The following is a 22,026-nucleotide window of genomic DNA, read 5'->3' as shown; positions in this document are numbered from 1 at the left end:
GATCGGACGGACGGTCATTCGTCGGTCCGTCATTCTTTGAACATTCTGCGTTGATGGAAGTTGAAGGGAAAATTTACGCTCGCCGATTATGATGGCGACGGATAGACTTCGGATGTCAGGATCGATTGATGTTAAGCGCTTGGCCAAAGCTGAACCGATCAATCGCTGCTTGGGCTGATCGACGGGGCCGGGCGGTCGTGTCTTTTGTCGATTTCCGGCTTGAACCGCTCATTCCGCTCTGGATAGGAACGGTGGTCCTGATCGCGTTCGGCAAGATCCTGCCCGCGTCGATGCCGGCGCGATCGTTGACGGATGTGGCTACGATGCTGTTGCCCTTCCTGCTTGTGGCGCTGTCTCCCATCATTGGCTATCGCGTGGCGCTCGGTTGCTTTCCGTTCAACCCATTGGCCTCCCAGCCCTCGTTTCGTCTTTGCCGTTTGGGTAGCTGGCGTCGGGTCGATCCGCTGACGGCGCGCGCCAATCCGGCATTTGGGCCCCACGGGTTCATGGCTTCGCTGCTTGCTGGGCTTCTGCTCAACGTGCCCTTCCGCACGGCGGAGTTCCTGGCAGCCGTCCCCGCGATCGGCACAAGCGCCCCGGCCTGGGCGCAGGTCATCATGAATGCCATGGTGCTGGACGTGATCGTCATGAATTTCTTCTATATCGTCTGCTTCGTGATGGCCTTGCGCGCGGCTCCCCTATTTCCGCGGATGCTTCTGTTCGTCTGGGTGGCTGACATCATGATGCAATTGTCGATTGCGCAAGCCGTGGCCAGCGCACCCGACCTTCCGTCAAGCATCGGGCCGGCGGTCAAGGACTTGTTGCTGGGCAACATTCAGAAGGTGCTGATCAGTGCGACCTTGTGGTTGCCCTATTTGATCCTTTCGGATCGGATCAATATAACCTTTCGGGCGCGCATTCGGGCTTGAATCTCCATTGTGATTAATCTTGTCCTTTACTGATACATCGCCGTCCGGCCAATTGACTCGAACGACCCTTCGCTTCAACCTTGTGGTTGGAAACGCGCCAACAAAGGACGCGATGGAGGGGCGGCCATGCATTTCTGCGCACTTGCTGCAAGCCGCGCGCGCTATGCCGCCTATCTTGTCGGTGCTGCGGCGTTGGCGCTGCCGATGTCGGCATGGGCTGACGGCACCTTGGTTGTAACCATCACGCCGGCTGGTCGTTACCCGACCCGGATGCAGGGCGCGACGGTCCCGGCGGTCATCACCGTCGGTCGTTCGGCGCAGATGGTAGGGGAACCGGTCCGTTTTTCCCGCGCGTTATTCTCGTCGGTCGCCGTCGCGCTCGATCAGCGGGCTGAGCGGACACAGCGATCGACTATCGGCAGCCTGCCAATCGCCGGCACTGTCACAAGCGGTTTCGGTATGCGGTTTCACCCCTTGCTGGGGATTCACCGTTTTCATAGCGGAGTGGATCTGGCCGCGGCGAAGGGTACGGTCGTCAGCGCGCCATCAAGCGGTACCGTGACACGGGCGCAATGGGCAGGCGGTTATGGTCTCCTGGTAGAGTTGGATAACGGCAACGACACGATGCGTTTCGCCCATCTGTCGCGTATCAGCGTGGCAGTGGGGCAACAGGTCCGCCAAGGCGAGACGGTCGGCTATGTCGGGGCGACCGGGTTGGCGACCGGCGCGCATCTCCACTATGAAGTCCGCAAAAATGGCCATGCTATAGACCCGCTCGATCGCTGACGCCGGACTGACATAGTTAAGGCGAAAATCTGACGCACTGCATGTCAACGGTTGTCGAAAGCGCGAACCGGGGCATAGCCCATGTCGGCGAGGCCAAGCCGATGAAGGGATCGCTGAGGAGAGCATGTCCCGCTAACAGGGTGCAGCAGAGCGTAGATAATTCCCATGCCGCGTTCCGATCGGCGCGGATATCCGCCCTTCGGATCTATTGTGGAATTCTTGATCGGAGCAGGGATGACGACAGGCTTTTCGCGCCGATCAACGCAAAGCCTGATTGCCTCCAACCCGCGATCCCTCTGCAATCAAGCCAAATTGCCAAATGGGGATGAATTCGTATGCGTGCTTGCTCTGCAGAGAGTGCCGTGCGAGCGCAAGAGATCAGCGCAGGCGGCGGCAGGCCGGCCGCGCGCGGGACAGGAAGGGAAAGGCATGGAAAAGCCTCGCCAAGGCTTTGCCGGACTGTGGAATATCAGTTTCGGCTTCTTCGGCATTCAGATCGGCTTTGCATTGCAGAACGCAAATATGAGCCGCGTTTTCCAGTCGCTCGGTTCCAGCATCGACGATTTGTCGGCTCTTTGGGTCGCTGCGCCGCTGACCGGATTGCTCGTGCAGCCCGTGATCGGCCATTTGTCCGATCGGACCTGGCTGGGACGGTTGGGGCGGCGACGCCCCTATTTTCTCGCCGGAGCGATCCTGGCGGCGATCGCGCTGCTGTTCATGCCGCAGAGCGACGGACTGTTGATGGCCGCGCTTCTGCTCTGGATGCTGGATGCCAGCCTCAACATCTCGATGGAGCCATTCCGCGCCTTCGTCGGTGACATGCTCCGCAAGGACCAGTATGTCTTGGGCTATGCGGTGCAGACCGCGTTCATCGGCGCGGGTGCGGTGGTCGGATCGCTCTTTCCTTACCTGCTCGACCAATGGGGCGTCGCCAATGTGGCGGCAGCAGGGGCGGTGCCGGACACGGTGCGCTACAGCTTCTGGGCGGGCGGCGCAGTGCTTTTTGCAGCTGTGCTTTGGACGGTACTCACGACGAAGGAATATGGGCCGGAGGAGATGCGCGCATTTGATGCCGGCGGCGAGAAACATGCGGCGCCCGATCTCGCCGGCCGCTCGATCGCGCCCTGCTTCGTATGGATGAGCGCGGGGCTGGCGGTTGCGCTGCTGGTCGACGCCTTGGGGATGGAAAAGGAAGTCTATCTGCTCGGCGCCCTGCTGGCAGGCTATGGGGCGGCGAGTCTGGCGGCGATCCTCCTGGCGCGAGCGGGCAGGCGGGATAATATGCTGGCGCATATCGTCGGTGACGTGGCAGGGATGCCGCCGATCATGCGGCAATTGGCGCTCATCCAGTTCTTCAGCTGGTCGGCCTTGTTCATTATGTGGATACACACCACGCCAGTCGTCGCCCAATATATGTTTGGCTCTGCGGACCCGGCGAGTGCCGCCTATCAGGCCGGCGGCAACTGGGTCGGCGTGCTGTTTTCCGTCTACAATGGCGTCGCGGCAATAGCGGCATTGACCCTGTTGCCCTGGATCGCGCGGCGGATCGGCCAGGCACGCACCCACGCCGCGTGCCTGGTGGCCGGCGCAGCTGGCTTTGCCAGTTTCCTGGTCTTGCGCGACCCGCAATGGCTGCTGCTCAGCGAAGTCGGGATCGGCATCGGCTGGGCTTCGATCCTCGCCATGCCCTATGCCATGCTCGCGTCGAGCCTCCCGCCCGCCAAGATCGGAGTCTATATGGGCTTGTTCAACATTTTCGTGGTCGTCCCGCAACTGTTGGTCGCGACGGCGATGGGATCGATCATGAAGGCCTTTTTCCCTGGCGACCCGATCTGGACCATGGCTTTCGCCGCGGCGACGCTTCTGGTGGCGGCACTGGCGTCATTGCGCATCCGAGTCTGACTGATTCGCGCTCGATAGACCGTCAGCCCGCATCGCGCCGGCGATCACCTTGCTTATTGCCCCTACGGAAAGCGTAGCGTTCTGCTACGGATGCACATTTTGCAATCACGAACGAATTTTTCGCACTTGCAGCAAAGCGTCATTTGAACGAAAAGAAACCTGCCTTTCAGGCATCCTCTCCTAAAACTTTCACGGGCTGGTCTTCGGATCGGCCCTTTTTTTGTGCGTCATTTCAATGATCAGCCACGCTCGTGGCGGTAGCGCCGAAAAGTCTAAACTGCTGGTCGCGATGGGATCAACGTCGTTGCGCCGCGTCATCGGCGTGCGAATTACGCCTGGTGAGTGGGCAGATCAATTGGTTGAGGCGCAGTTCGTCCTGCGCTCCAGACGCGAAGGCGTTGCAAATCCAGTCCAGACACCGTGCCAGAAACAGCATGGCCCTCTCCATCCTCTTATTCACCCGATCATAGCATGGGCGCACGGGACGGGAAGGGGGAGAAATAGGGGGCAGTCAAATGATACGGCGCAGTACGGCTTCATGCGCGCGCCTGATCTTGACCAAATTGCCGGGAGAAGAGTGAGCTATTGATCCGCACCGATGACGCGGTAGAGCAGGATGCGGTTGCTCACCAGCGCCAGGTCCGTCGCGATCGCCGATTGACGCGCTCCGTAGAGGGTTCGCTGGCTGGTGAGTGCCGTCAGGAACGTGTCGATCCCGGCACGATAGCGCTGGTCGGCCAGATCATAGGCGCGGCCGCTCGCCGCCACCAGTCGTCGCTGCGCCGACTGTTGTGCGTCGATCGTTCCGTCCCGCGCCAGCGCGTCTGCCACCTCCTGGAAGGCGGTCTGGATCGCCTTCTCATATTGGGCGAGGGCAAGGTCGCGCTGCGCCTTGCTATAGTCGAGATTGCCGCGGTTGGGGCCGCCGAAGATCGGCAGGCTGGCGGACGGACTGGCCGACCAGGCGAAGGCGTCACCTGTGAACAGCGCGGAGAGCGCGGAACTGGCTACGCCGATCGCCGAAGTGAGGCTGATCTTCGGGAATATCGCCGCGCGCGCCGCGCCGACATCGGCATTTGCGGCCTTCAGCTGATGTTCTGCCTGAAGCACGTCGGGCCGCTGGAGCAATATGGTGGAAGACAGGCCCGCCGGCACCTTTGCGATGCCGGCGATCAGGCTGTCGAGCGAAACAGGGAGCAGCGCGTCTTCAACTGGCGCGCCGGCGAGAAGGTCCAGCGCGTTCCGGTCCTGCGCCACCTGCGTGATATTGGCCGCTACGTCGGAAGCGGCTTGTTCGACCGTGGTTTCCGCCTGATGGACGTCCAGCTTGCCTGCAAGGCCTGCGGCGTTCAGCGAGCGGGTGAGGTCGAGCGTCCGCTGCGCGCTGGCTTGCGTCTGGCGGGAGAGGGCCAGCAACTCCTGATCCGCCGCCATGGTCGCATAGGCCGCCGCCGTTTCGGCAATCAGGGTAATCCGGGTCGACCGCGCGCCCTCTTCGGTCGCCAGATAAGTTTCCAGCGCTGATTCCGTCAGGTTGCGGACCCGGCCGAACAGATCGATTTCGAAAGCGCTGAAGCCCACCTCCGCGCTGTAGCTGTTCTGCCGTGCGCCATTCTGTCGGGCAAACCCGTCGGCCGCATCAGCGGTGAGCGTCGGCAACTGGGCGGCGCGCTGGACGCGATATTGAGCGCGGGCCGACTGGACGTTGGCGAGCGCTGCGCGCAGGTCGCGATTGTTCGCCAGCGCCCGCTCGATCACCGTTCTGAGCCTGGCCTCCTGCACCAGCTGCGTCCAGGGCAGTCCGGCTTGACCATCGGGCCGGACGGCGTAGGCCGCCCCCGTCGGCAAGGTCGCAGGCACCGGCGGGGCGGGGCGTTGATAATGCGGAGCCATGTTGCAGCCGGCCAGCAGGAGCGCGGCGCCAATCGGCAGAAGCGTGCGCGTCATGCCGGCACTCCTGCGGCCGGCACTTTGCCGGAAGGCGGAGCCTGACGCTTGTCGGCGCCGAACAGGCGGGCGATGGTGAGGAAGAAGAGCGGCACGAAGAAGATGGCCAGCACCGTGGCCGTCGTCATGCCACCGATCACTGCAGTGCCGATGGCGACCCGGCTCTGCGCGCCCGCGCCGGTGGCGATGGCGAGCGGGATCACGCCGGCGATGAAGGCCAGGCTGGTCATCAGGATCGGGCGGAAGCGCAGCCGCGCAGCCTCCAGCGCTGCATCCCAGGCATTTTTGCCTTCATGATGCGCCAATTCGGCAAATTCCACGATCAGGATCGCATTCTTCGCGGCCAGCCCCATGGTGGTGAGCAGGCCCACCTGGAAGAAGATATTGTTTTCAAGCCCACGCGCCCACACTGCGATGACTGCGCCGACCAGGCCCAGGGGAATCACGAGCAGCACCGCGAGCGGGATCGACCAGCTTTCGTAAAGAGCAGCGAGGCAAAGGAAGACCACCAGCACCGACAGGCCATAGAGCAGCGGAGCCTGGCCGCCGGACAATTGTTCCTGATAGGACAGGCCGCTCCACGCATAGCTGGTTCCGGCAGGAAGCTGCTTCTGCAACGCGACCATCCGGTCCATCGCCTCGCCCGAACTGGCGCCGTCGCCGGCCTGGCCCTGGATTTCGAAGGAAGAGAGGCCGTTGAAGCGCGACACCGTACTCGGTCCCATCGTCCAGCGCGTGGTGGCGAAGGCGGAGAATGGCACCATTTCGCCGGTGCTGCTGGAACGTACCATCCAGTTGTCGAGGTCGCTCGGCAATGCCCGATAGGGTGCATCGGCTTGCATGTAGACGCGCTTCACCCGGCCGCGATCGACGAAGTCGTTGACATAGGTGCTGCCCCAGGCCGAACTCAGCACATCGTCGACATCGGCCTGGGTCAGACCCAGGACCGCCAGTTTCTCGGTATCGACATCGACCTTGAGCTGAGGGGTGTCCTCCAGGGATGCGGCCCGCACACCGGCCAGCATCGGGTCCTTCTGCGCGGCGGCGAGCAACTGGTTGCGCAGTTCGAGGAAGCGTTCACGGCTCAGGCCGCCGCTGTTGAGCAGTTCGAAGGTGAAGCCGTTGGACTGGCCGAGCCCACGGATGGAAGGCGGCGTCATCGCCAGCACTCTCGCATCGCGGATCGCTGCCAATTCCTTGGTCGCGCGGCCGGCGATGGCGCCGGCGGTGTTGGTTGCGCCCTTTCGGTCGTCCCATGGTGCCAGGTTGATGAAGCCTTGGCCGACATTCTCGCCCGAACCCTGGAAGCTGAAGCCCGTCATGATGAAGGCGAAGGCGACATTGTCCTTCTCGTCGTTCAGGAAATAATTCTGCACCTGGTCGATCGCGGCGGCCGTGCGGCCGGATTTGGCGCCGGCGGGCAGCGTCACCTGCACCATCACCTGGCCCTGATCCTCGACGGGCAGGAAGCTGGACGGCAGCCTTACGAAGAGCAGGACCAGCACGGCCAGCACGACGACATAAAAGCCCCAGAACAGCGTGCGCCGGGTCATCACCCGTTCGGTGCGGCGGATATAGCCACCGGTCATCCGTTCGAACCAGCGGTTGAACTTGCCCGCCCAGCCCTGGTGCCGTCTTTCCTCGGCCGACGCCTTCAGCAAGGTAGCGCAGAGGGCGGGCGATAGCACCAGCGCGACGACCACCGAGAGCAGCATCGAGGATATGATGGTGATCGAGAATTGCCGATAAATGACGCCGGTAGACCCGCCGAAGAAAGCCATCGGCAGCAACACGGCGGAAAGAACGAGCGCAATGCCCACCAGCGCACTGCCGATTTCCGTCATCGACTTGATCGTCGCGTCACGCGGGGAAAGCCCTTCCTCCTCCATGATGCGCTCGACATTCTCGACGACGACGATGGCGTCGTCGACCAGCAGGCCGATGGACAGCACCATGCCGAACAGGGTCAACGTGTTGATCGAATATCCGAACAGCGCAAGAATGCCGAAGGTGCCGAGCAGCACGACCGGCACGGCGATGGCGGGAATGAGGGTGGCGCGCCAGCTCTGGAGGAAAACATACATGACCACCACGACCAGGGCGACGGCCTCGATCAGGGTCTGGATGACTTCCTCGACCGACAGCTTGATGAACGGCGTGGTGTCGCGCGGAAAGACGACCTTGTAGCCATGGGGCAGGCCCGCGGACAGTTCCGCGACCCTGGCCTTGACCAGTTCGGCGGTCTTGAGCGCGTCCGCGCCGGGCGCGAGTTGCAGTGCTATGCCTGAGGCCGGATGGCCGTTGAGCCGCGCGGCGGTGGTGTAGCTTTCGTTGCCGAGTTCGACCCGCGCGACGTCCGACAGATGGACGATCGATCCGTCGCTCTGCGTCTTGACGATGATCTTGCGGAACTGTTCGGGAGTCTGGAGCCGCGCGCGCGCCGTTACGGTCGCATTGATCTGCTGCCCCGCGGGGGCAGGATCGGCGCCGATCTGGCCGGCCGACACTTCGATATTCTGTGCCCGGATCGCGGTTTCGACATCCGACGGCATCAACTTGACGGCCGCCAGCTTGTAGGGGTCCAGCCAGATCCGCATCGCATATTGCGAGCCGAAAATCTGGGTTGCGCCGATCCCGTCGATGCGCGCGATGGAATCCTGGAAATTATTGACCAGATAGTCGGCTATGTCGGCTTGGGTCGCGGTGTCGGTTTCATCATAGAGGCCGACCAGCATCAGGAAGTCGGTCTGTTGCTTGGTGACGGTCAGCCCCTGCTGCTGCACGGCGTTGGGCAGCCGGTTGAGCGCCTGCTGCACCCGGTTCTGGACCTGCACCTGAGCTGTGTCGGGGTCAGTCCCCTTCTCGAAGGTGACGGTGATGCGAGACTGGCCCGTCGCCGTCGAGGAGGAGGAAAAATACATCAGGCCGTCGATGCCGGTCAGCTGCTGTTCGATGACCTGGGTGACGCTGGTTTCAACGGTTTCGGCAGAGGCGCCGGGATAGGTGGCACTGATGCCCACGCCGGGTGGCGCGATGTCGGGATATTGGGCAATAGGCAGCGACAGCATCGAGCCGAGGCCGGCGAGCATGATGCCGATGGCGATGACCCAGGCAAAGATCGGCCGGTCGATGAAATAGCGGCTCAGCAAGGCGCGACTCCTATTTCGACGCCGCGACGGCGACCGGCTTGACCTGGTCGTCGGGCTTCACCTTGTCGGTGCCCTCCACGATAAGCCTGTCGCCAGCCTTCAGTCCGCTGGTGATGAGCCACTTGTCGCCGATCGCTTGCGCAGCGGTGACGGTGCGGCGCTCGACCTTGTTCGCCTTGCTCACGACCAGCGCGGTCGCATTGCCCTTGGGATCGCGCGTGATGCCCTGTTGGGGCGCGAGAATGGCGCCTGGAACGACCGATTGGGGCGCGACGACGCGCACGAACATGCCGGGCAACAGCAGTCCGTCAGGATTCGGGAAGCGGGCGCGCAACGTCACTGTCCCGCTGTTCACGTCGACGATCGGTTCGGCGAACTCGATCCGGCCTTCCAGCGGATAATCGGTGCCGTCGTCCAGCTTGAGGCGGATGGTCGCGCTGGCAGGCAGCGTCGTGCCTGCCGCGAGCGAGCGTCGCAATTGCAGCAACTGCGCGCTGGACTGGGTGACGTCGACATAGATGGGGTCGAGCTGCTGGATGGTGGTCAGCGGGTCTGTTTGGCTTGCCGTCACCAGCGCGCCAGGGGTGAAGAGCGTGCGGCCGATCCGGCCGCTGATCGGCGCGCGAACCAGCGTGAACTCGAGGTTCACATTGCTCGTCTGGAGGCTGGCCCTGGCCTGCTGCACCGCCGCCGCAGCCTGGCGCGCGGTCGCGATCACATCGTCGCGATCCTGCGCGCTGACGGCTTCGGTCGCGCCCAGGCTACGATAGCGCTGTGCCTTGGCCTGCGCGGCGGCGGCGGTCGCCTCGGCGCTGGCGAGCGTTGCGAGTGCCTCGTCGCGGGAGGCGCGGTAGAGGCGCTGGTCGATCCGATATAGCGGCTGACCGGCGTTCACCATCGATCCTTCGGTGAAGAGGCGCTGCTGGATGACCCCTGCGACCTGGGGCCGGACTTCCGACATCATCGTGGAGACGGTCCGGCCCGGCAACTCGCTCGCCACGGTGACATTCTGTGTAGCGAGCGTCACGATGCCGACTTCCACCGGTCCTTTCCTGGGAGCCTGTTGCTGGCCACATGCGGCAAGCAGCATGGACAAGGCAATCGGTGCGACCCGAAGGCTCAGGAAAGGATTGGAGATCGGCATGGTATGGATATCGGTCCTTGGCGCGCGCCTTACGGGCCCCTGCGATGCCACCCGGAACGGAAGGAGGGCGGATCGGGCGCACAGGGGGGAGGGTGTGTGCGCCGGCGATCCGGACTTTCCGTCATGGGTTTCCGGCCGGATTGGCTGGAAGGTCATCGCAAGGGCTCCGCTTTGCGTCGGCGGAGGGAAGCCGACAGCCTCTCATCACCATTTTGCCCGTCACGTCATAGCCTGACTTGTTTTCGGATTGGGTCGACCTGTTGCGGCCCATATATCCTTCGTATCGCTTTGTATCAGCCTGTATCGCGCGTGACGCGGCGCAGACTTTCGGCGAATGATCCGCTAGGAAGACGTCATGGTGGACTCATCCCTTACCCGGCCCGCCACCGTGCTGGTGGTCGATGATGATGCGGATATACGCGAACTCATCGTCGGGCAGCTGCAGCAGGAAAATTACAGGCTTTTGTCAGCCTCCAGCCTGGCCGAACTGCGCCAGACGCTGCGTGAACATCCGGTCGATCTGATCGTGCTGGACCTCAACCTCCCCGATGGCGATGGCCTTTTGCTCTGTCGCGAACTGCGGGCCGAAGGAGCCGAGGTGCAGATCATCATGGTTACCGCGCGCGGCAGCGCGATCGATCGGGTGCTGGGACTGGAATTGGGCGCCGACGATTATCTGACCAAGCCGTTCGAGCCGCGCGAATTGCTGGTGCGTATCCGCAACCTGTTGCGGCGTGCACGCAGCGAGCCTGCGCCGCGTGGCGGCACGATGCGCTATGCCCATTTCGGTCCATGGCGGCTCGATCTGCAGCAGCGCCGGCTGGTCGCGCCCGACGATCGTCTCGTGATGCTGTCGTCGGCGGAGTTCCGCCTGCTCAGTCGCTTCATCGAGGAGCCCAATGTCGTCCTCGCGCGCGAGACCTTGCTTCCCGAACGGCGCGCAACGGCCGCTTTCGATCGGTCGATCGACCTGCAGGTGAGCAGGCTGCGGCAGAAGCTGGCCGGGGTGGCCGGCGGCGACGAACTGATCCTGACCGTGCGCGGCGAGGGATATGTGCTGGCAAGCGGGGTCGACTATACATGAAGATGCGGCCGATTGCCCGCGTGCGCGCCTTTTTCGGAACCATGGCCGGCCAGATCTTTCTGATCCTTACGCTCGGCATGTCGGTCGCGGCGATCATCGCGTTGCTGGTTGCGGAGCAGACGCGCCATCACGACTTCGAACGCGTGCGACGACAGCGCGTGGTGGCGAGTGCGGTCGATATCGCCGCCAGGCTGCGCCGCGATCCGGCGCGGGTGGAAGCGATGATGGCCACGCACAATATCGTCGGCGCCTATCCCGCGCCCGATGGCGTATCGCTCAGCAACCCGGATGCCGATCTTGAAGCGTCGCTGAAGGAGCGGTTCGGGATACAGTCGCAGCCCGAAGCCGGACAGGTTCCCGTTGGCCTGTGCTTCCCCCCGAATGACCGGAAGGACCGGGCTGCCGGCCTGGTAGACGCGCCGCGCCCGGATTGCTGGATCGTGCGCTTCACCGATATTGGCGGACAGCGGCGCGCAATGGCACTGACCTTCCCCCGCATCGCCAAACCGCCCAGCACCATCTTCAACCCGCTCTATCTGCTGGTCATTATCGCCGCTTCGGCCGGGCTGGGGATATTGGTTGCGCGCTTCGTGGCCAAGCCGCTGCGCCGGCTGGAACGCGCCGCGGAGGCTTTCTCCCTGTCGCTCGATCCGCAGGACGTGCCGGAAACCGGCCCGGAGGAAGTACGTGCCGCCTTGTCGACCTTCAACCTTATGCAGCGCCGCGCCCGCGCCGGCTTTGCCGAGCGGACGCAATTGCTCGCGGCGATCAGCCATGACCTCCAGACGCCGCTGACGCGGATGCGGCTGCGGCTGGAACTGGTGGAAAATGTCGAACTGCGTGAGCGGTTGCTGGCCGATCATCATGCGATGCTGACCTTGGTGCGCGAGGGGCTCGACCTTGCCAGCAGCGCGGAATCGCGGGAGGAATGGTCGATGGTCGACATCGACTCGCTCCTTGCGAGCATGGTCGAGGATGCGCAGGATCTGGGCGCGCCGGTACGCTTTACCGGGGGCTGCGGCGGGTCGGTGCGGGTCAAGCCCAATGCGCTCAGTCGCTGCATTGCCAATCTGGTCGACAATGCCGTCAAATATGGGGGCAGCGCCGACATCAATTGCGCGCGGGCTGGCGGGCGGCTTCTCATTCAGGTGCGCGACCATGGACCCGGCATCCCCGCCGATCAGATAGACCAGATGTTCGAGCCGTTCACGCGCGGGCCGAGCGGCCAGCCGGGTGGACGACATGGCACGGGTATCGGCCTCACCATCGCCCGGTCGCTGGCTATGAGCTTCGAGGCTGCGGTACGGCTGCGCAATGCCACGGATGGCGGCGTCGTCGCTACCATCGACATGAAGGAATGACGGTCAGGCGCGAAGCATTGCGCCGGCCGCGATCAGTAGCAGCGCAACGACTAGGCCCGGTCGCAGCCATTCGGGGCGGTAGGTCAGGCCGAGCATCATGATCCCGGCCACCAGCGGCAGCAGTCCGCACCAGTTGACCAGCCCGATGCCGCCATGCCAGCCGGGCGCGATGCTGAGCAGCGAGAGGCCGAGCAGGCACCATCCGGTCGGTGCAAGCAGCGGAGCGACCGGGGGGCGGTGCCACGGTCCAGCCAGTGTCCGCCGATGCCGATCCATGCTGGCGGCCAAGGCGAAAAGGCCCAGGTAGAGGAAGCCCGCGCTCGCGATCATGTCGCCACGGCCCTGCGTCGTGTCGGTGCCGGCGGGCGCTTGCGCTGCACCTGGCGGCGGATGACCGGCAGCAGAGCCAGCGCGACACCCAGCAGCAACAGGTTTACGGTCGCCAGCGGCCATCCGTCTGGCCAGATGGGGCCGAGGAACGCGGCCGACACGCAGCCAATGGCAAGCCCGCCCAGCAGCACGGGCCAGCCGATTGCCGGCGGCAGAACCATGCCCAGGGCCAACGCTGCGCCGCTGGTCCACAGCGCGATGGACACTTCCGTCTCCGCGCGGGCGACGATGCCCAGCGGCAGCAAGCGATTGGCAATGAGGAAGGCGACCGCTCCGATCGGCGCACCCGTCAGCACGCCGACATTTAGCCGTTCGAGGATGCGGTTGCCCACCGACAGCGGTGCGCGTTCACGGCGCTTGACGATCCACAGGACCATCCCGGTCGCGATCGCCATCGTCAGCATCGCGCCGCCGAGAAAATAGAGCCAGCGGGTGAGCGAAGGCGCGAAGCGCGCCATGTGGAGGCCGTAGATGGTCTGGTAGGTGCGGATGCCCGTCCGTGTCTCGGTCCACGCCTTGAGGGTGTGGCCGGTTGCGCCATCGAAACTGATTTCGGCGGGCATATAGCCGATCGCCTCGGCGTCCGACGGGTAGACGGTGACGACGGCGGCCTTGTCGCCGGGGTTGAAGACATAGACCCGGCCTATCGGCGTACCGCCGAAATGCCGCTGTGCGGTGGTTAGCATTGGCGCAAGCGGCGCCAACGCTGCCTTTTCTCCACTTGCTGCGCGGGTGACGGACCCCGGCGCCAGATCGGCGTACATTGTCGCCATATCCTCGCCATAAGCACCCGCCATGCCCCAGGGCAGGTTGAGCGAGGCCAGGGTCAGCAATCCGGTGAAAGTGATCATGATATGAAAGGGCATGGCCAGAACGCCAAGGCCATTATGTCCATCGAGCCAGCTACGCTGCCCCTTGAACGGCCGGAAGGTGAAGACGTCCTTGAAGATGCGCTTGTGGGCGATAACCCCCGTGACGAGCGCAACCAGCATCGTCATCGCGGCGAGCGAGGCGAGCAGCCGCCCCCAGGGATAGGGCAGTTCCAGTTCGAAATGCAGGCGATAGAAAAATTCACCGCCCAAAGTTTCGCGCGCGACCGGGGCGCCGGTTTGCGGGTCGAGCGCCTGTGTGCGGTAGACGCCGTCGCTGTCATAGCTGGCCTCGACGATATTGGCCCGATCGTCCGGCGCCGACAGATACCAGCCGGTCGAGTCCTTGCTATTGGCTTGGAGCCAGCGCGTGGCGGCGAGGATCGCCTCTGCAGGCGACGCCACAGCCCGGGCTTCCGGGCGCATCCACTGGCTGATTTCCGGTTTGAATATCGTCAGTGTGCCGGTGAGGCAGATGATGAAGAGGACATGGCCGAGCAGAAGCCCTGTCCAGCCGTGCAGCCAGGCCATACATTGGCGCGCACTGTCGCGTATCATGGCGGCGACGGGACTCATGCGGGCGGTCCCGCCGCCCACGTCCCCAGCGCGAGCAACCCGGCCGCCAGGGCAACCCCCGCCAGCGCGCGCCAGGGGCTGCGCGCCAGGAACGCCCAGATGGTGACGGTCGGGGCGGCAAGATAGGCGATCATCGTGCCACTCGTTACGGCCTCCACCCGGCTCATCGGCAGCGTGCGGGCAAGCAGCATGGCGACCAGCGCCGTCACCAGATAGGCGCCGACCGTCGCTGCCAGGATGCGCAGCGCGATATTGGCGCGATAGCGCCATCCCTGCCGATACGGCTTCAGCCCGGCCGCCATGCCATCAATACTCCACGCTGAGCGTCGCCAATATGTTGCGTGGCGGCGCATAATAGGCCTGTCCCCACATCAGGCTGTTGAGGTGGCGGGTGTTGGTTACGTTGCGGACATTGACGCTGGCGCGGACATGATCGACCACGCGGATGCCGGCCATCAGATCGAGTACCGCATAACCCTTCTGCCGGTACGTGCCCACGTCGACCGCGCTGCGAATAGCGTTCTGCCAGCGCAGTTGAGCGCCCAGCTTCAGATCGTTGAACTGCGGCACATTGTAGGTGCTGGACAGCTTCAACGTCCGGGTCGGTAGCCAGGTGCGCGTATCCTTGCCGTCCTGATCCTCGATATCGAGCCAGGTGTAGCCGCCGCTCAGCGACCAGTTTTCGGTGATATGGCCTGTCATCTCCAACTCGAACCCCTTGGAGGTGGTATCGACGCCGCGATAATAGCTGTCGCCCGCCTGTCCAGCACCATCCGCACCGAACACGCCGGCATATTCCGCAAGCCCCTTCTGCTTTGCGCGGAAGACGGCAGCGGTGGCGTAGAGCTTGCCTCCCAGCCACTCGCTCTTTACGCCCGCCTCGACGCTGGTGCCCTTGGCCGGATCGAGCCGGACATTGTTAACGTCGACCTGCGTCTGCGGGTTATAGATGTCGGTATAGCTGGCATAAAGCGAGATGTTGGATGTCAGGTCGGCGACCAGGCCGGCATAGGGGCTGACCTTGCTGTCCTTGCGATAGAGATCGCTGCCGTAGCTGTAACCGGTGGATTTGAGCCACATGGCGCTGGCGCCGACCACGGCCTTGAGATTGTCGGCCAGGTTGAGGTGTGCGGCGCCATAGGCGCGGGTCAGCCTGTCGGTACTCCGCGCTGCCAGATAGGCGTCGGGAAAGCTTGGTTCTGCAATCAACCCCTCGTCCCACTGGCTGACAGTTGGATAGGCGACCAGCGCGCTGGACAGGGCCGACCATTCCCACCCATCGCGCTTGGCGGTGGACAGGCCGAAGGCCAGGCTATGCTCGCGACCGAACAGGCTGACCGGCCCGGATGCATAGAAATCGCCCAGATATTGCTTGTAGTCGGCTGGATAGGCGCCCGCCATGCCATAGACGCCCAGCCCGGTATCGGCATCAGGCGCGCCATAGGCATAGAGCAGCTTCGCATCCTCTTCGAACCGCTTGTAGGTAAACACGCCCTTCATCGACCAGCCATTGTCGAAGGCGTAGGCCAGTTCGGCAAAGGCGGTCGTGTCGATCGTGTCCCAATAGGTCCAGTCCGCCGAAGTGGATGCCGATCGAGCATGGTCGATCCGGCTTCCATCGTTATAGACCAGCGGCAGCGCGCCCCAGAGCACGCCGTCGCTTTCATTCTCCTGGCGGCTGTAGCCGGCCGTCGCCTTGAGCTGCGGCGTTACCTGCCAACTGATGATCCCGCTCATCACGTCGCGATTATTGCGGTTATAGTCGAGGTAGGAGTCGCGCTCCTGATGGGCGTAGGTCACGCGGACAGCGACCGTTTCGCTGAGCGGCGCGGACATGTCGGCTTCAGCACGCCACAGATTCCAGGAACCGAGCTGAACGGAGCCATTGGCCTGGAAATGGTCCAGCGGGCGCTTGCGCACATAATTGATCGTTGCCGACGGATTGCCCACTCCGGTCAGAAGGGCATTGGCGCCGCGGATGGTTTCCACATTTTCGAACAAGGCGGTATCGAGGTCGCCATATTGGATGCCCCAGATCAGTGGCAGGCCGATGCCATCCAGTTGGAAATTGGTGATGTCGAAACCGCGTGCGTTATAATAGGTGCGGTCCGTCTCGACCCGCTCGACATTGATGCCGACGGCCTGGGAGAGCAGGTCGTTGATATTGGTGAGCGCGAAATCCTCGATCCGTTCGCGACTGATGATGCTGACCGACTGCGGCGTTTCGCGCAAGGTGAGGGACAGGCCCGTTGCCGAACTGCTCGCCTGATTGCCGGCGCCGGTGACGATGATGGTGGAATCATCGACCGCGCCCGCGTCGGCGTCCGCCGGGGCTGCCGCCAGCGCCGATCCGGCCGGTAGGATGGCGACAACGCCAGCAAGCAAGAGATGGTGCAGGTGGCGGTGCATGTGATTCCCCTTTTCGGATGCGACTTGCGCGCCCGTTAGAGGGTTTTAGCAATGCGAGTCAATCGCATTAGCAATTTACGGAAGATGGTCCTGGCTATCGTCTTTCATCTTACGCGACTGCCGATCATGTCCCCCCGGCTCCGGTCGATCGACCAGAGCAGGTCCTTTGCCGCCGGATCCCAGTCGATGGCCTGACCGGGCGAGGCGAAGCCGATCGTGCGCCGCAACTCCAGTGTCGATCCGGCGTCGGGCAGCGCCAGTTCGTAGATTTCCGGCCGGTCATGGCCCGTGACGTACAGGCGTCCTTCGCTGCTCCAGCTCATGCCGGAGCAACTCTTCGGGGCGAAGCGCGCCAGCACGGCGGCAGGAAAGGTCCAGGCTGCCTCCTGCCGGAAGTGGTCGTCCATCCGCACCAGCAGCGTGTAGCGATGGTCGCGGCCTGCTTCACCGCCCTTGCCCGCATAATTGGCAAAGACCGCCCACCATTTGCCGGCATGGCGGTCCATTACGGTCAGCGATCCGGGTCCAAGGCCGAGGCTCAAAGTGCGCAGGTGACGCAGGGTGCGGGTGTCGAATATCTCGACCGCGCTGGTCTGGGGCACGGCGGGATAGTTAGATGCGGCGCAGACCAGTTCATGCCCGACGATGGTGCAACTGTTCATGTGCGGAAACAGGCGGCGCTCGCCCTGCCAGGCCGCTATCCGTTTGCCATCGGCGATGCGATATTTGCCGATCCGGTCATTGTCGATCGCATAGACATGGCTTCCGTCCGAAGCGACGCCCTGGTTCGCCTCGGGCGCGGCCAAGCGGATCAATATGGGAGCGGGAGCAGGCAAAGGGACGTCAGCGCCATCCTGCGCGACTGCCATCGCCGACAGGCCAAGGCTTGCAGCGATAGCAAGAAGAAAGATCGTGCGCTGCGTCATGGTACGGCTCCGATGATGGAGCGGGCAGCGATAGGGCGTCAATACTACAGAAAAATGGCGTTCACCACAGGAGGCTGGCGGACAGCAAGAGGCCGCGCGCCTGATCCTGCGCGCGCAGGCCGAGCGGGGCGTCTGGCGCCAAAAAGGCGCTGCTCGCCAGCCGGTCGGGATCGGCGATGCGCAGGCCGACGGCCAGCCCAGGCAGGGAGGGGGGCTGGAAGCTGACCGCCGCCGACAGACGGATGGCGCGATCAGAGGCCGCGCCCGGGTCAATCAGGGCAGCGGCACTGGTGTGCGCGGCGCTCAGGCTGGCGCGCCAGGCGCCGACCTGCCAATAGCCTTCGCCCGCCAGGCGGCGTTCCTGCGCGACGTCGCCATCCAACTGTTCGACACGGGCATGGCTGTAGCGCAGGGACCAGCCGATAGAGGGCGCCACCTGGTGTGCGGCCGTCATCATGCCCCCCAGCAGCTTGGCCGATCCATGGTTGACGGGAAGGGCGCTTCCCTCTGCGAATGTCAGCCGGTCGTCGAGCCGGCCACGATGGACTCAAGCGCCACGCGGAAGCCCGGCGCCGCGCTCCATCCGGCGCCGATCGTCATGCGGCGATGGCGTTCGGGCCGTAGTCGGTCCTGTAACTGCCGGAAATCCTCGCGCCTCAGTCCCAGCGGACCGCTCATGCCGACATCGGCGTAGGCGCGCAAGCTTTCATCATAGGCGGCGCGCAGCCACAGATTTTTCGTTGCCGTCCAGTGCAGCGCGGCGTGTGGCTGTAACCAGTCCTTGGCGCGCAGATTGGCATTGCTGTAGGCGGCGGTCACATTGGCGTTGCGGTTGCTATATTTGGCGCCGGACCAGCCAAGGCGGAAGCTGGCGCGATCGTCCACGGGCAGCAGGCCTTCGATACGGATCGTGCGGACGCGGGTGCGCGAGAGGTGCCCGGCAAGCGGCAACGGGGCGCGGGCTCCACTTTCGCGCTGTTGCGAAAATTGCATCGTCTGGCGGGCGACGCCGAGGAGGACCGCAGCCTCGTCGCGCGTCGGCGCGGCTTGGGCGAGGCTGAACGGTCGCGGCCCGCGGGGTTCTGCCGGCGCCGTCAGCAGCGTCAGCCGCACCGGCGGCTTCAGCGTGAAGCGCGGGGTCTGGTCGATCGAGTGGATCTGTGCCTGTGCTTTCGGGCAGAGGCAGGGCAGGAGGGCGAGGCCCGTCAGAAGGCCTTTCATGGCATCGCCTTTCCGCCAAGCGCAGCCAGGCGGACTGTCTTCTCCTCCGGTTGACCGGTCGGAGCATAGGTCAGGACATAGCCATAATGGTCGGACAGCGGTCGGCCGTCAGCTTCGTTGCCGAACGGAACTGTTGCTTGCGCGACATCCATGGGGCGGCCGCTGGCGTCGCGGGCGAACAGCCAGTCCTTCGCGCGTTCGGCCGAAGCGTTAAGCGCGTCGCGGTCGATCCGGGCGGGCATGGTCAGGGCTTGCCTTATGCCGCCCAGGGCGGGGGTGACGAACCTATGTCCCATAGGCGCCCATTGGCCAAAAAACGCGGCATTGCGCGCCGGGTCGCCGCCGATGTTCATGTCTCCGCCCAGGATGAGGGTGCGGCCCTGCGGCACATGGCTCCGCACGAAGTCGGCCAGCAGCATCACCTGTCGCGCAAATGCGTGCTGCGAACGGGCGATGGACACGCCGGAGGCCTTGCGCGCATTGAGATGGGTGTTGACGACGCTTACCGGCTCGGCGAAGCCCGGTACGGCGAGATGCGCGATCAGCGTGCCCTTGTTGGCGAGGCAGTCGAACCCGGCGCAGGCGAAGGCGGGAAAGGCCATGCGCGCCTGCCCCAAGATCGGATAGTCGGACAGGATCAGAAGTCCGCTGCCCAGGCGCTTGCCGATGCCCTCGCCCCGCTCCCACCGCCCATTGGCGATATAGGCGCGATCGAGTCTCGTCGCCGGCAGACCGTCGGCCATTGCCGCATCCGGACCGATTGCGACATGCACATATCCGGCGCGCCGCGCGATCGCGGCGGCCTCGCTCGTGAAGGCTTCCTGAAGCAGGACGATATGGGGCTGTCGCCGCTCACGGCGCAGGGTGGCCAGTCGATCGCCGATTTTTGCCAGCGCTTCGTCCCGTCCCCAGGCGATCGGCCAGGGCAGGCCCTGCACATTATAGGTCATCACCGACAGGCGACCGTCGGCTGGCGCGACCGCGTTCAGCCCGTCAAGGGCGGAATAGGCGACGGGGCGGCTACCGGTGGAACCGGTTGCCGCCATCACCGTCAGGCTCGCGAACAGGAATGCGCGCAATGGCTTCAGCATGATCAAGACCCCCGCCGAAGCGCCTAGCGCGGCAATAGGTCATGACCGCGAAACTAAAGCGGCAGGGCGATGAAAGTTCAGGGTCGGACCGCTTCACGAAAAAGACGCGGCGCTGTCATGAAGACCGGGGCCTTCTCAGTCGTGCAAGTCTTTCCAGCCAGTTATGAAGGCTCGCGCTGCTTCCCCGACCTGCTGGGCGGTGGCGCCGGGTTTGTAGAGGGCGGAACCAAGACCGAATCCATTTGCGCCCGCTTCGGTCCAAGGCCGCATATTGCCGGGGTTGATCCCGCCCACGACCAGCATCGGCAGCGCCTTGGGCAGGACGGCGCGTTGTGCCTTGAGAACGGAGGGGCTGGCGGCTTCGGCGGGAAAGAGTTTGAGGGCTGTGGCGCCCGCCTGGACCGCGGCGAACCCTTCGGTCGGGGTGAAATAGCCTGGCATGGAGATCATGCCTGCCCGGACGGTCGCGGCGATGACGGCGACATCGCTGTTGGGGGAAATCACGAGTTGTCCGCCCACGTCCTGCACCTGCCCGACCTGCACGGTCGTCAGCACTGTGCCTGCGCCGACCAGTGCCTGCCCGCCGAAACGGCGCGCGAGCCGGCCGATGCTGTCGAGCGGATCGGGCGAGTTCATCGGCACTTCGATCAGCGTGAAGCCGGCCGCGACCAGTTCGTCGCCGATCGCCTCGACCTCGTCGGGGCGGACGCCGCGCAGGATCGCGACCAGGGGGCAGCGGGCGAAGGCGGTGGCGAAATCGAGACTCATGACAGATACTCCCAAAGGCGGGTCGCGCCGGCGACGAAGGCCGCATGGCTGTCGACCGGCAGCGGCGTGCCGCCCAGCTCGGTGATGGCCCGGCCATAAAGGGCGCCGAGCGCCGGATCGGCGAGCAGGTGGACTTCGCCCGTGCCGGCATGTGCGGCGCAGTCTGCGCCGATCAGTAATCCACTGACGAAGGCGGCTGCATCCGCGCGATCGCGAAGGCCGAGCAGGCTGGCGGGGCGCACGCCGAACAGTGACGCGAGCAGGTCGCCGCGCGCCGCTTCCCGGACGCCTTCGACAAAAGCGTCGCCAGGCGTGACCTCGCCGGTCATTTCCTGGCCGATCAGGGCATGATTCTTGAGCAGCGCGAACATCTCGCCGGTCATCGCGGTGACGAAGGCGGACAGGGCTCCGTCCTCCATCCAGGCCCATTTGCAATGGGTGCCGGGCTGGCAGAGCAGAGCGTCAGCGGGGGCCAGACCGGCGGCGAGCGCGCCGAGCAGCTGAACCTCCTCGCCCCGCATCACGTCGCCGCGCCCTTCCGCCACATGCCGGACGCCGGGGATGATGAGCACGTCCTCCATTGGTTTCACGACAGCGGCGGCCAATGAGTCCAGCGTCGCGGGCGTCGGTACATAGCCCGCGTCGACCCAGCCCCGATTGGAACCGACCATCCCCGCGAGCAGGACGGGCGCGCCGCCATGACGGCCACGCAGCCGAATGACCTCCGCTTCAAAGCCTCCGGACGGCACCGCGGTCACCCCCAGCGAATCCCGCTCGGTCTCCACAACCACGCCATTCTCGATCCGATAGGCGCGGCGATTGGTCGTGCCCCAGTCGACGGCGATGAAAGTCTGCTGCCCCATATTGTCCGAGTATATCGGAGCGGCGATTTAGGCAACCGGTCAACGTTGGATGATGAGCGAATCCGGCCGCTTTCGCGGCACCCATTGTCCGCGACCGGGGAAGTTTTTCAGCACCTCGCCATCCCATAGCCTGACCGTTCGACGCTGGAAGCGCCATTGGCCGTCCGCGTTTTTGACCGCATGATCGTCATACCATCCGGCAAAGCGCAGCAGATAGGGCGGTTCGCCTTCGCATTCCGTCACGAAGGCGAAGGAGCGCATGGCGCAGCTGCCGTCGTCCTGCGGCTTATACTGGGTCTGTGTGACATGATGCTGGCGGCCGGGGAAGCCGGGGGCATTGCGATAATGTTCGGCGATTCCGCGAATTCCCTCATGCCCTTCCCATATGTCGGGGTCGTCGAACACTTCCTCCACCATGCGCGCATCGGGAGTGAAGCAGGCGACGAGCGCCTCGACGTCGCCGGTGTCCAGCGCCCAGCTATAGGCGGCGATCAGGTCTTGCAGCGCGATCCGGTCCTCGATCGGAAGGGATGGCATGATGGTCGCTCTCCTTGTTTGCGTCTCTTGACGTAATAATAACAATCGTTACGATTGTCTGCAACAAGAGAGCA

Annotated in this window: 19 protein-coding genes; 5 read left to right on the top strand and 14 right to left on the bottom strand. The window is 64.3% G+C overall.

The window, feature by feature from the left end:
• Nucleotides 1-197: 197 nt before the first annotated feature.
• The 3 genes from K3M67_RS18430 to K3M67_RS18420 all read left to right on the top strand — a co-directional run bounded on the left by K3M67_RS18430 (nucleotide 198) and on the right by K3M67_RS18420 (nucleotide 3,617).
• Nucleotides 198-929, top strand: a complete 732-nt coding sequence (locus K3M67_RS18430) for a DUF2569 domain-containing protein (protein ID WP_285833697.1) — start codon at nucleotides 198-200, stop codon at nucleotides 927-929.
• Between the two features lie 126 nt (nucleotides 930-1,055).
• Nucleotides 1,056-1,715 carry a M23 family metallopeptidase gene (locus tag K3M67_RS18425; RefSeq protein ID WP_066854813.1) on the top strand — a complete coding sequence of 220 codons (660 nt, stop codon included), beginning with the start codon at nucleotides 1,056-1,058 and terminating at the stop codon, nucleotides 1,713-1,715.
• Between the two features lie 429 nt (nucleotides 1,716-2,144).
• Nucleotides 2,145-3,617: an MFS transporter gene (locus K3M67_RS18420; RefSeq protein WP_285833696.1), complete on the top strand. Its 1,473-nt coding sequence runs from the start codon at nucleotides 2,145-2,147 to the stop codon at nucleotides 3,615-3,617.
• Between the two features lie 582 nt (nucleotides 3,618-4,199).
• Here the strand turns inward: K3M67_RS18420 and K3M67_RS18415 are convergent.
• The 3 genes from K3M67_RS18415 to K3M67_RS18405 are packed head-to-tail and all read right to left on the bottom strand — an operon-like array spanning nucleotide 4,200 to nucleotide 9,857.
• A complete protein-coding gene (locus tag K3M67_RS18415) occupies nucleotides 4,200-5,564 on the bottom strand; it encodes an efflux transporter outer membrane subunit (protein WP_285833695.1) in 1,365 nt (454 codons plus the stop codon).
• Nucleotides 5,561-8,713, bottom strand: coding sequence for an efflux RND transporter permease subunit (locus K3M67_RS18410; RefSeq protein WP_285833694.1), 3,153 nt, complete (start codon nucleotides 8,711-8,713; stop codon nucleotides 5,561-5,563). Before K3M67_RS18410 ends, K3M67_RS18415 begins: the two co-directional genes overlap by 4 nt.
• Nucleotides 8,714-8,723: 10 nt before the next feature.
• A complete protein-coding gene (locus tag K3M67_RS18405) occupies nucleotides 8,724-9,857 on the bottom strand; it encodes an efflux RND transporter periplasmic adaptor subunit (RefSeq protein ID WP_285833693.1) in 1,134 nt (377 codons plus the stop codon).
• Between the two features lie 355 nt (nucleotides 9,858-10,212).
• On the opposite strand from K3M67_RS18405, the gene K3M67_RS18400 reads away from it, so the two are divergent.
• Both K3M67_RS18400 and K3M67_RS18395 read left to right on the top strand, forming a co-directional pair.
• On the top strand, nucleotides 10,213-10,941 hold the full coding sequence (locus K3M67_RS18400) for a response regulator transcription factor (RefSeq protein ID WP_066854801.1): 729 nt from the start codon (nucleotides 10,213-10,215) through the stop codon (nucleotides 10,939-10,941).
• Nucleotides 10,938-12,302, top strand: a complete 1,365-nt coding sequence (locus K3M67_RS18395) for an ATP-binding protein (protein WP_066854798.1) — start codon at nucleotides 10,938-10,940, stop codon at nucleotides 12,300-12,302. The genes K3M67_RS18400 and K3M67_RS18395 overlap by 4 nt, the downstream gene beginning before the upstream one ends.
• A 3-nt stretch (nucleotides 12,303-12,305) precedes the next feature.
• Here the strand turns inward: K3M67_RS18395 and K3M67_RS18390 are convergent, their stop codons facing one another.
• The 11 genes from K3M67_RS18390 to K3M67_RS18340 form a co-directional block, all read right to left on the bottom strand.
• Nucleotides 12,306-12,632, bottom strand: coding sequence for a DUF3325 domain-containing protein (locus tag K3M67_RS18390; RefSeq protein WP_066854796.1), 327 nt, complete (start codon nucleotides 12,630-12,632; stop codon nucleotides 12,306-12,308).
• Nucleotides 12,629-14,137 (bottom strand): PepSY-associated TM helix domain-containing protein, encoded by a 1,509-nt coding sequence (locus K3M67_RS18385; RefSeq protein WP_285833692.1) that lies wholly within the window; start codon nucleotides 14,135-14,137, stop codon nucleotides 12,629-12,631. The genes K3M67_RS18390 and K3M67_RS18385 overlap by 4 nt, the downstream gene beginning before the upstream one ends.
• Complete coding sequence (locus K3M67_RS18380; protein WP_285833691.1) at nucleotides 14,134-14,439, bottom strand: ketohydroxyglutarate aldolase; 306 nt, start codon at nucleotides 14,437-14,439, stop codon at nucleotides 14,134-14,136. The genes K3M67_RS18385 and K3M67_RS18380 overlap by 4 nt, the downstream gene beginning before the upstream one ends.
• Nucleotides 14,440-14,443: 4 nt before the next feature.
• On the bottom strand, nucleotides 14,444-16,546 hold the full coding sequence (locus K3M67_RS18375) for a TonB-dependent siderophore receptor (protein ID WP_285833690.1): 2,103 nt from the start codon (nucleotides 16,544-16,546) through the stop codon (nucleotides 14,444-14,446).
• A 104-nt stretch (nucleotides 16,547-16,650) separates the two neighbouring features.
• The gene (locus K3M67_RS18370; RefSeq protein ID WP_232313608.1) at nucleotides 16,651-17,472 is read right to left on the bottom strand and encodes a YncE family protein; all 822 of its coding nucleotides are present in this window, start codon (nucleotides 17,470-17,472) and stop codon (nucleotides 16,651-16,653) included.
• A 61-nt stretch (nucleotides 17,473-17,533) separates the two neighbouring features.
• Complete coding sequence (locus K3M67_RS18365; RefSeq protein WP_285833689.1) at nucleotides 17,534-17,929, bottom strand: hypothetical protein; 396 nt, start codon at nucleotides 17,927-17,929, stop codon at nucleotides 17,534-17,536.
• Nucleotides 17,930-17,988: 59 nt separating this feature from the next.
• On the bottom strand, nucleotides 17,989-18,693 hold the full coding sequence (locus K3M67_RS18360; RefSeq protein WP_285833688.1) for a hypothetical protein: 705 nt from the start codon (nucleotides 18,691-18,693) through the stop codon (nucleotides 17,989-17,991).
• Nucleotides 18,690-19,784 (bottom strand): endonuclease/exonuclease/phosphatase family protein, encoded by a 1,095-nt coding sequence (locus K3M67_RS18355; RefSeq protein WP_285833687.1) that lies wholly within the window; start codon nucleotides 19,782-19,784, stop codon nucleotides 18,690-18,692. Before K3M67_RS18355 ends, K3M67_RS18360 begins: the two co-directional genes overlap by 4 nt.
• A gap of 135 nt (nucleotides 19,785-19,919) precedes the next feature.
• Nucleotides 19,920-20,552, bottom strand: coding sequence for a 2-dehydro-3-deoxy-6-phosphogalactonate aldolase (locus tag K3M67_RS18350; RefSeq protein WP_066854784.1), 633 nt, complete (start codon nucleotides 20,550-20,552; stop codon nucleotides 19,920-19,922).
• A complete protein-coding gene (locus tag K3M67_RS18345; RefSeq protein ID WP_285833686.1) occupies nucleotides 20,549-21,415 on the bottom strand; it encodes a 2-dehydro-3-deoxygalactonokinase in 867 nt (288 codons plus the stop codon). Before K3M67_RS18345 ends, K3M67_RS18350 begins: the two co-directional genes overlap by 4 nt.
• A 39-nt stretch (nucleotides 21,416-21,454) precedes the next feature.
• Complete coding sequence (locus K3M67_RS18340) at nucleotides 21,455-21,952, bottom strand: nuclear transport factor 2 family protein (protein WP_066854779.1); 498 nt, start codon at nucleotides 21,950-21,952, stop codon at nucleotides 21,455-21,457.
• Between the last annotated feature and the right edge of the window lie 74 nt (nucleotides 21,953-22,026).

Origin of the sequence: Sphingobium sp. V4 (assembly GCF_029590555.1) — a bacterium.
Taxonomy (GTDB): Bacteria; Pseudomonadota; Alphaproteobacteria; order Sphingomonadales; family Sphingomonadaceae; genus Sphingobium.
This window is presented reverse-complemented; position numbering and strand designations above follow the sequence as displayed.

What these genes read in the sequence shown, in the direction of transcription:
- K3M67_RS18355 (WP_285833687.1), bottom strand. Translation starts at nt 19,784, where the DNA reads ATGCTGAAGCCATTGCGCGCATTCCTGTTCGCGAGCCTGACGGTGATG.
- K3M67_RS18400 (WP_066854801.1), top strand. Translation starts at nt 10,213, where the DNA reads ATGGTGGACTCATCCCTTACCCGGCCCGCCACCGTGCTGGTGGTCGAT.
- K3M67_RS18385 (WP_285833692.1), bottom strand. Translation starts at nt 14,137, where the DNA reads ATGAGTCCCGTCGCCGCCATGATACGCGACAGTGCGCGCCAATGTATG.
- K3M67_RS18340 (WP_066854779.1), bottom strand. Translation starts at nt 21,952, where the DNA reads ATGCCATCCCTTCCGATCGAGGACCGGATCGCGCTGCAAGACCTGATC.
- K3M67_RS18360 (WP_285833688.1), bottom strand. Translation starts at nt 18,693, where the DNA reads ATGAAAGGCCTTCTGACGGGCCTCGCCCTCCTGCCCTGCCTCTGCCCG.
- K3M67_RS18390 (WP_066854796.1), bottom strand. Translation starts at nt 12,632, where the DNA reads ATGATCGCGAGCGCGGGCTTCCTCTACCTGGGCCTTTTCGCCTTGGCC.
- K3M67_RS18380 (WP_285833691.1), bottom strand. Translation starts at nt 14,439, where the DNA reads ATGGCGGCCGGGCTGAAGCCGTATCGGCAGGGATGGCGCTATCGCGCC.
- K3M67_RS18395 (WP_066854798.1), top strand. Translation starts at nt 10,938, where the DNA reads ATGAAGATGCGGCCGATTGCCCGCGTGCGCGCCTTTTTCGGAACCATG.
- K3M67_RS18405 (WP_285833693.1), bottom strand. Translation starts at nt 9,857, where the DNA reads ATGCCGATCTCCAATCCTTTCCTGAGCCTTCGGGTCGCACCGATTGCC.
- K3M67_RS18350 (WP_066854784.1), bottom strand. Translation starts at nt 20,552, where the DNA reads ATGAGTCTCGATTTCGCCACCGCCTTCGCCCGCTGCCCCCTGGTCGCG.
- K3M67_RS18420 (WP_285833696.1), top strand. Translation starts at nt 2,145, where the DNA reads ATGGAAAAGCCTCGCCAAGGCTTTGCCGGACTGTGGAATATCAGTTTC.
- K3M67_RS18345 (WP_285833686.1), bottom strand. Translation starts at nt 21,415, where the DNA reads ATGGGGCAGCAGACTTTCATCGCCGTCGACTGGGGCACGACCAATCGC.
- K3M67_RS18375 (WP_285833690.1), bottom strand. Translation starts at nt 16,546, where the DNA reads ATGCACCGCCACCTGCACCATCTCTTGCTTGCTGGCGTTGTCGCCATC.
- K3M67_RS18425 (WP_066854813.1), top strand. Translation starts at nt 1,056, where the DNA reads ATGCATTTCTGCGCACTTGCTGCAAGCCGCGCGCGCTATGCCGCCTAT.
- K3M67_RS18370 (WP_232313608.1), bottom strand. Translation starts at nt 17,472, where the DNA reads ATGACGCAGCGCACGATCTTTCTTCTTGCTATCGCTGCAAGCCTTGGC.
- K3M67_RS18365 (WP_285833689.1), bottom strand. Translation starts at nt 17,929, where the DNA reads ATGATGACGGCCGCACACCAGGTGGCGCCCTCTATCGGCTGGTCCCTG.
- K3M67_RS18415 (WP_285833695.1), bottom strand. Translation starts at nt 5,564, where the DNA reads ATGACGCGCACGCTTCTGCCGATTGGCGCCGCGCTCCTGCTGGCCGGC.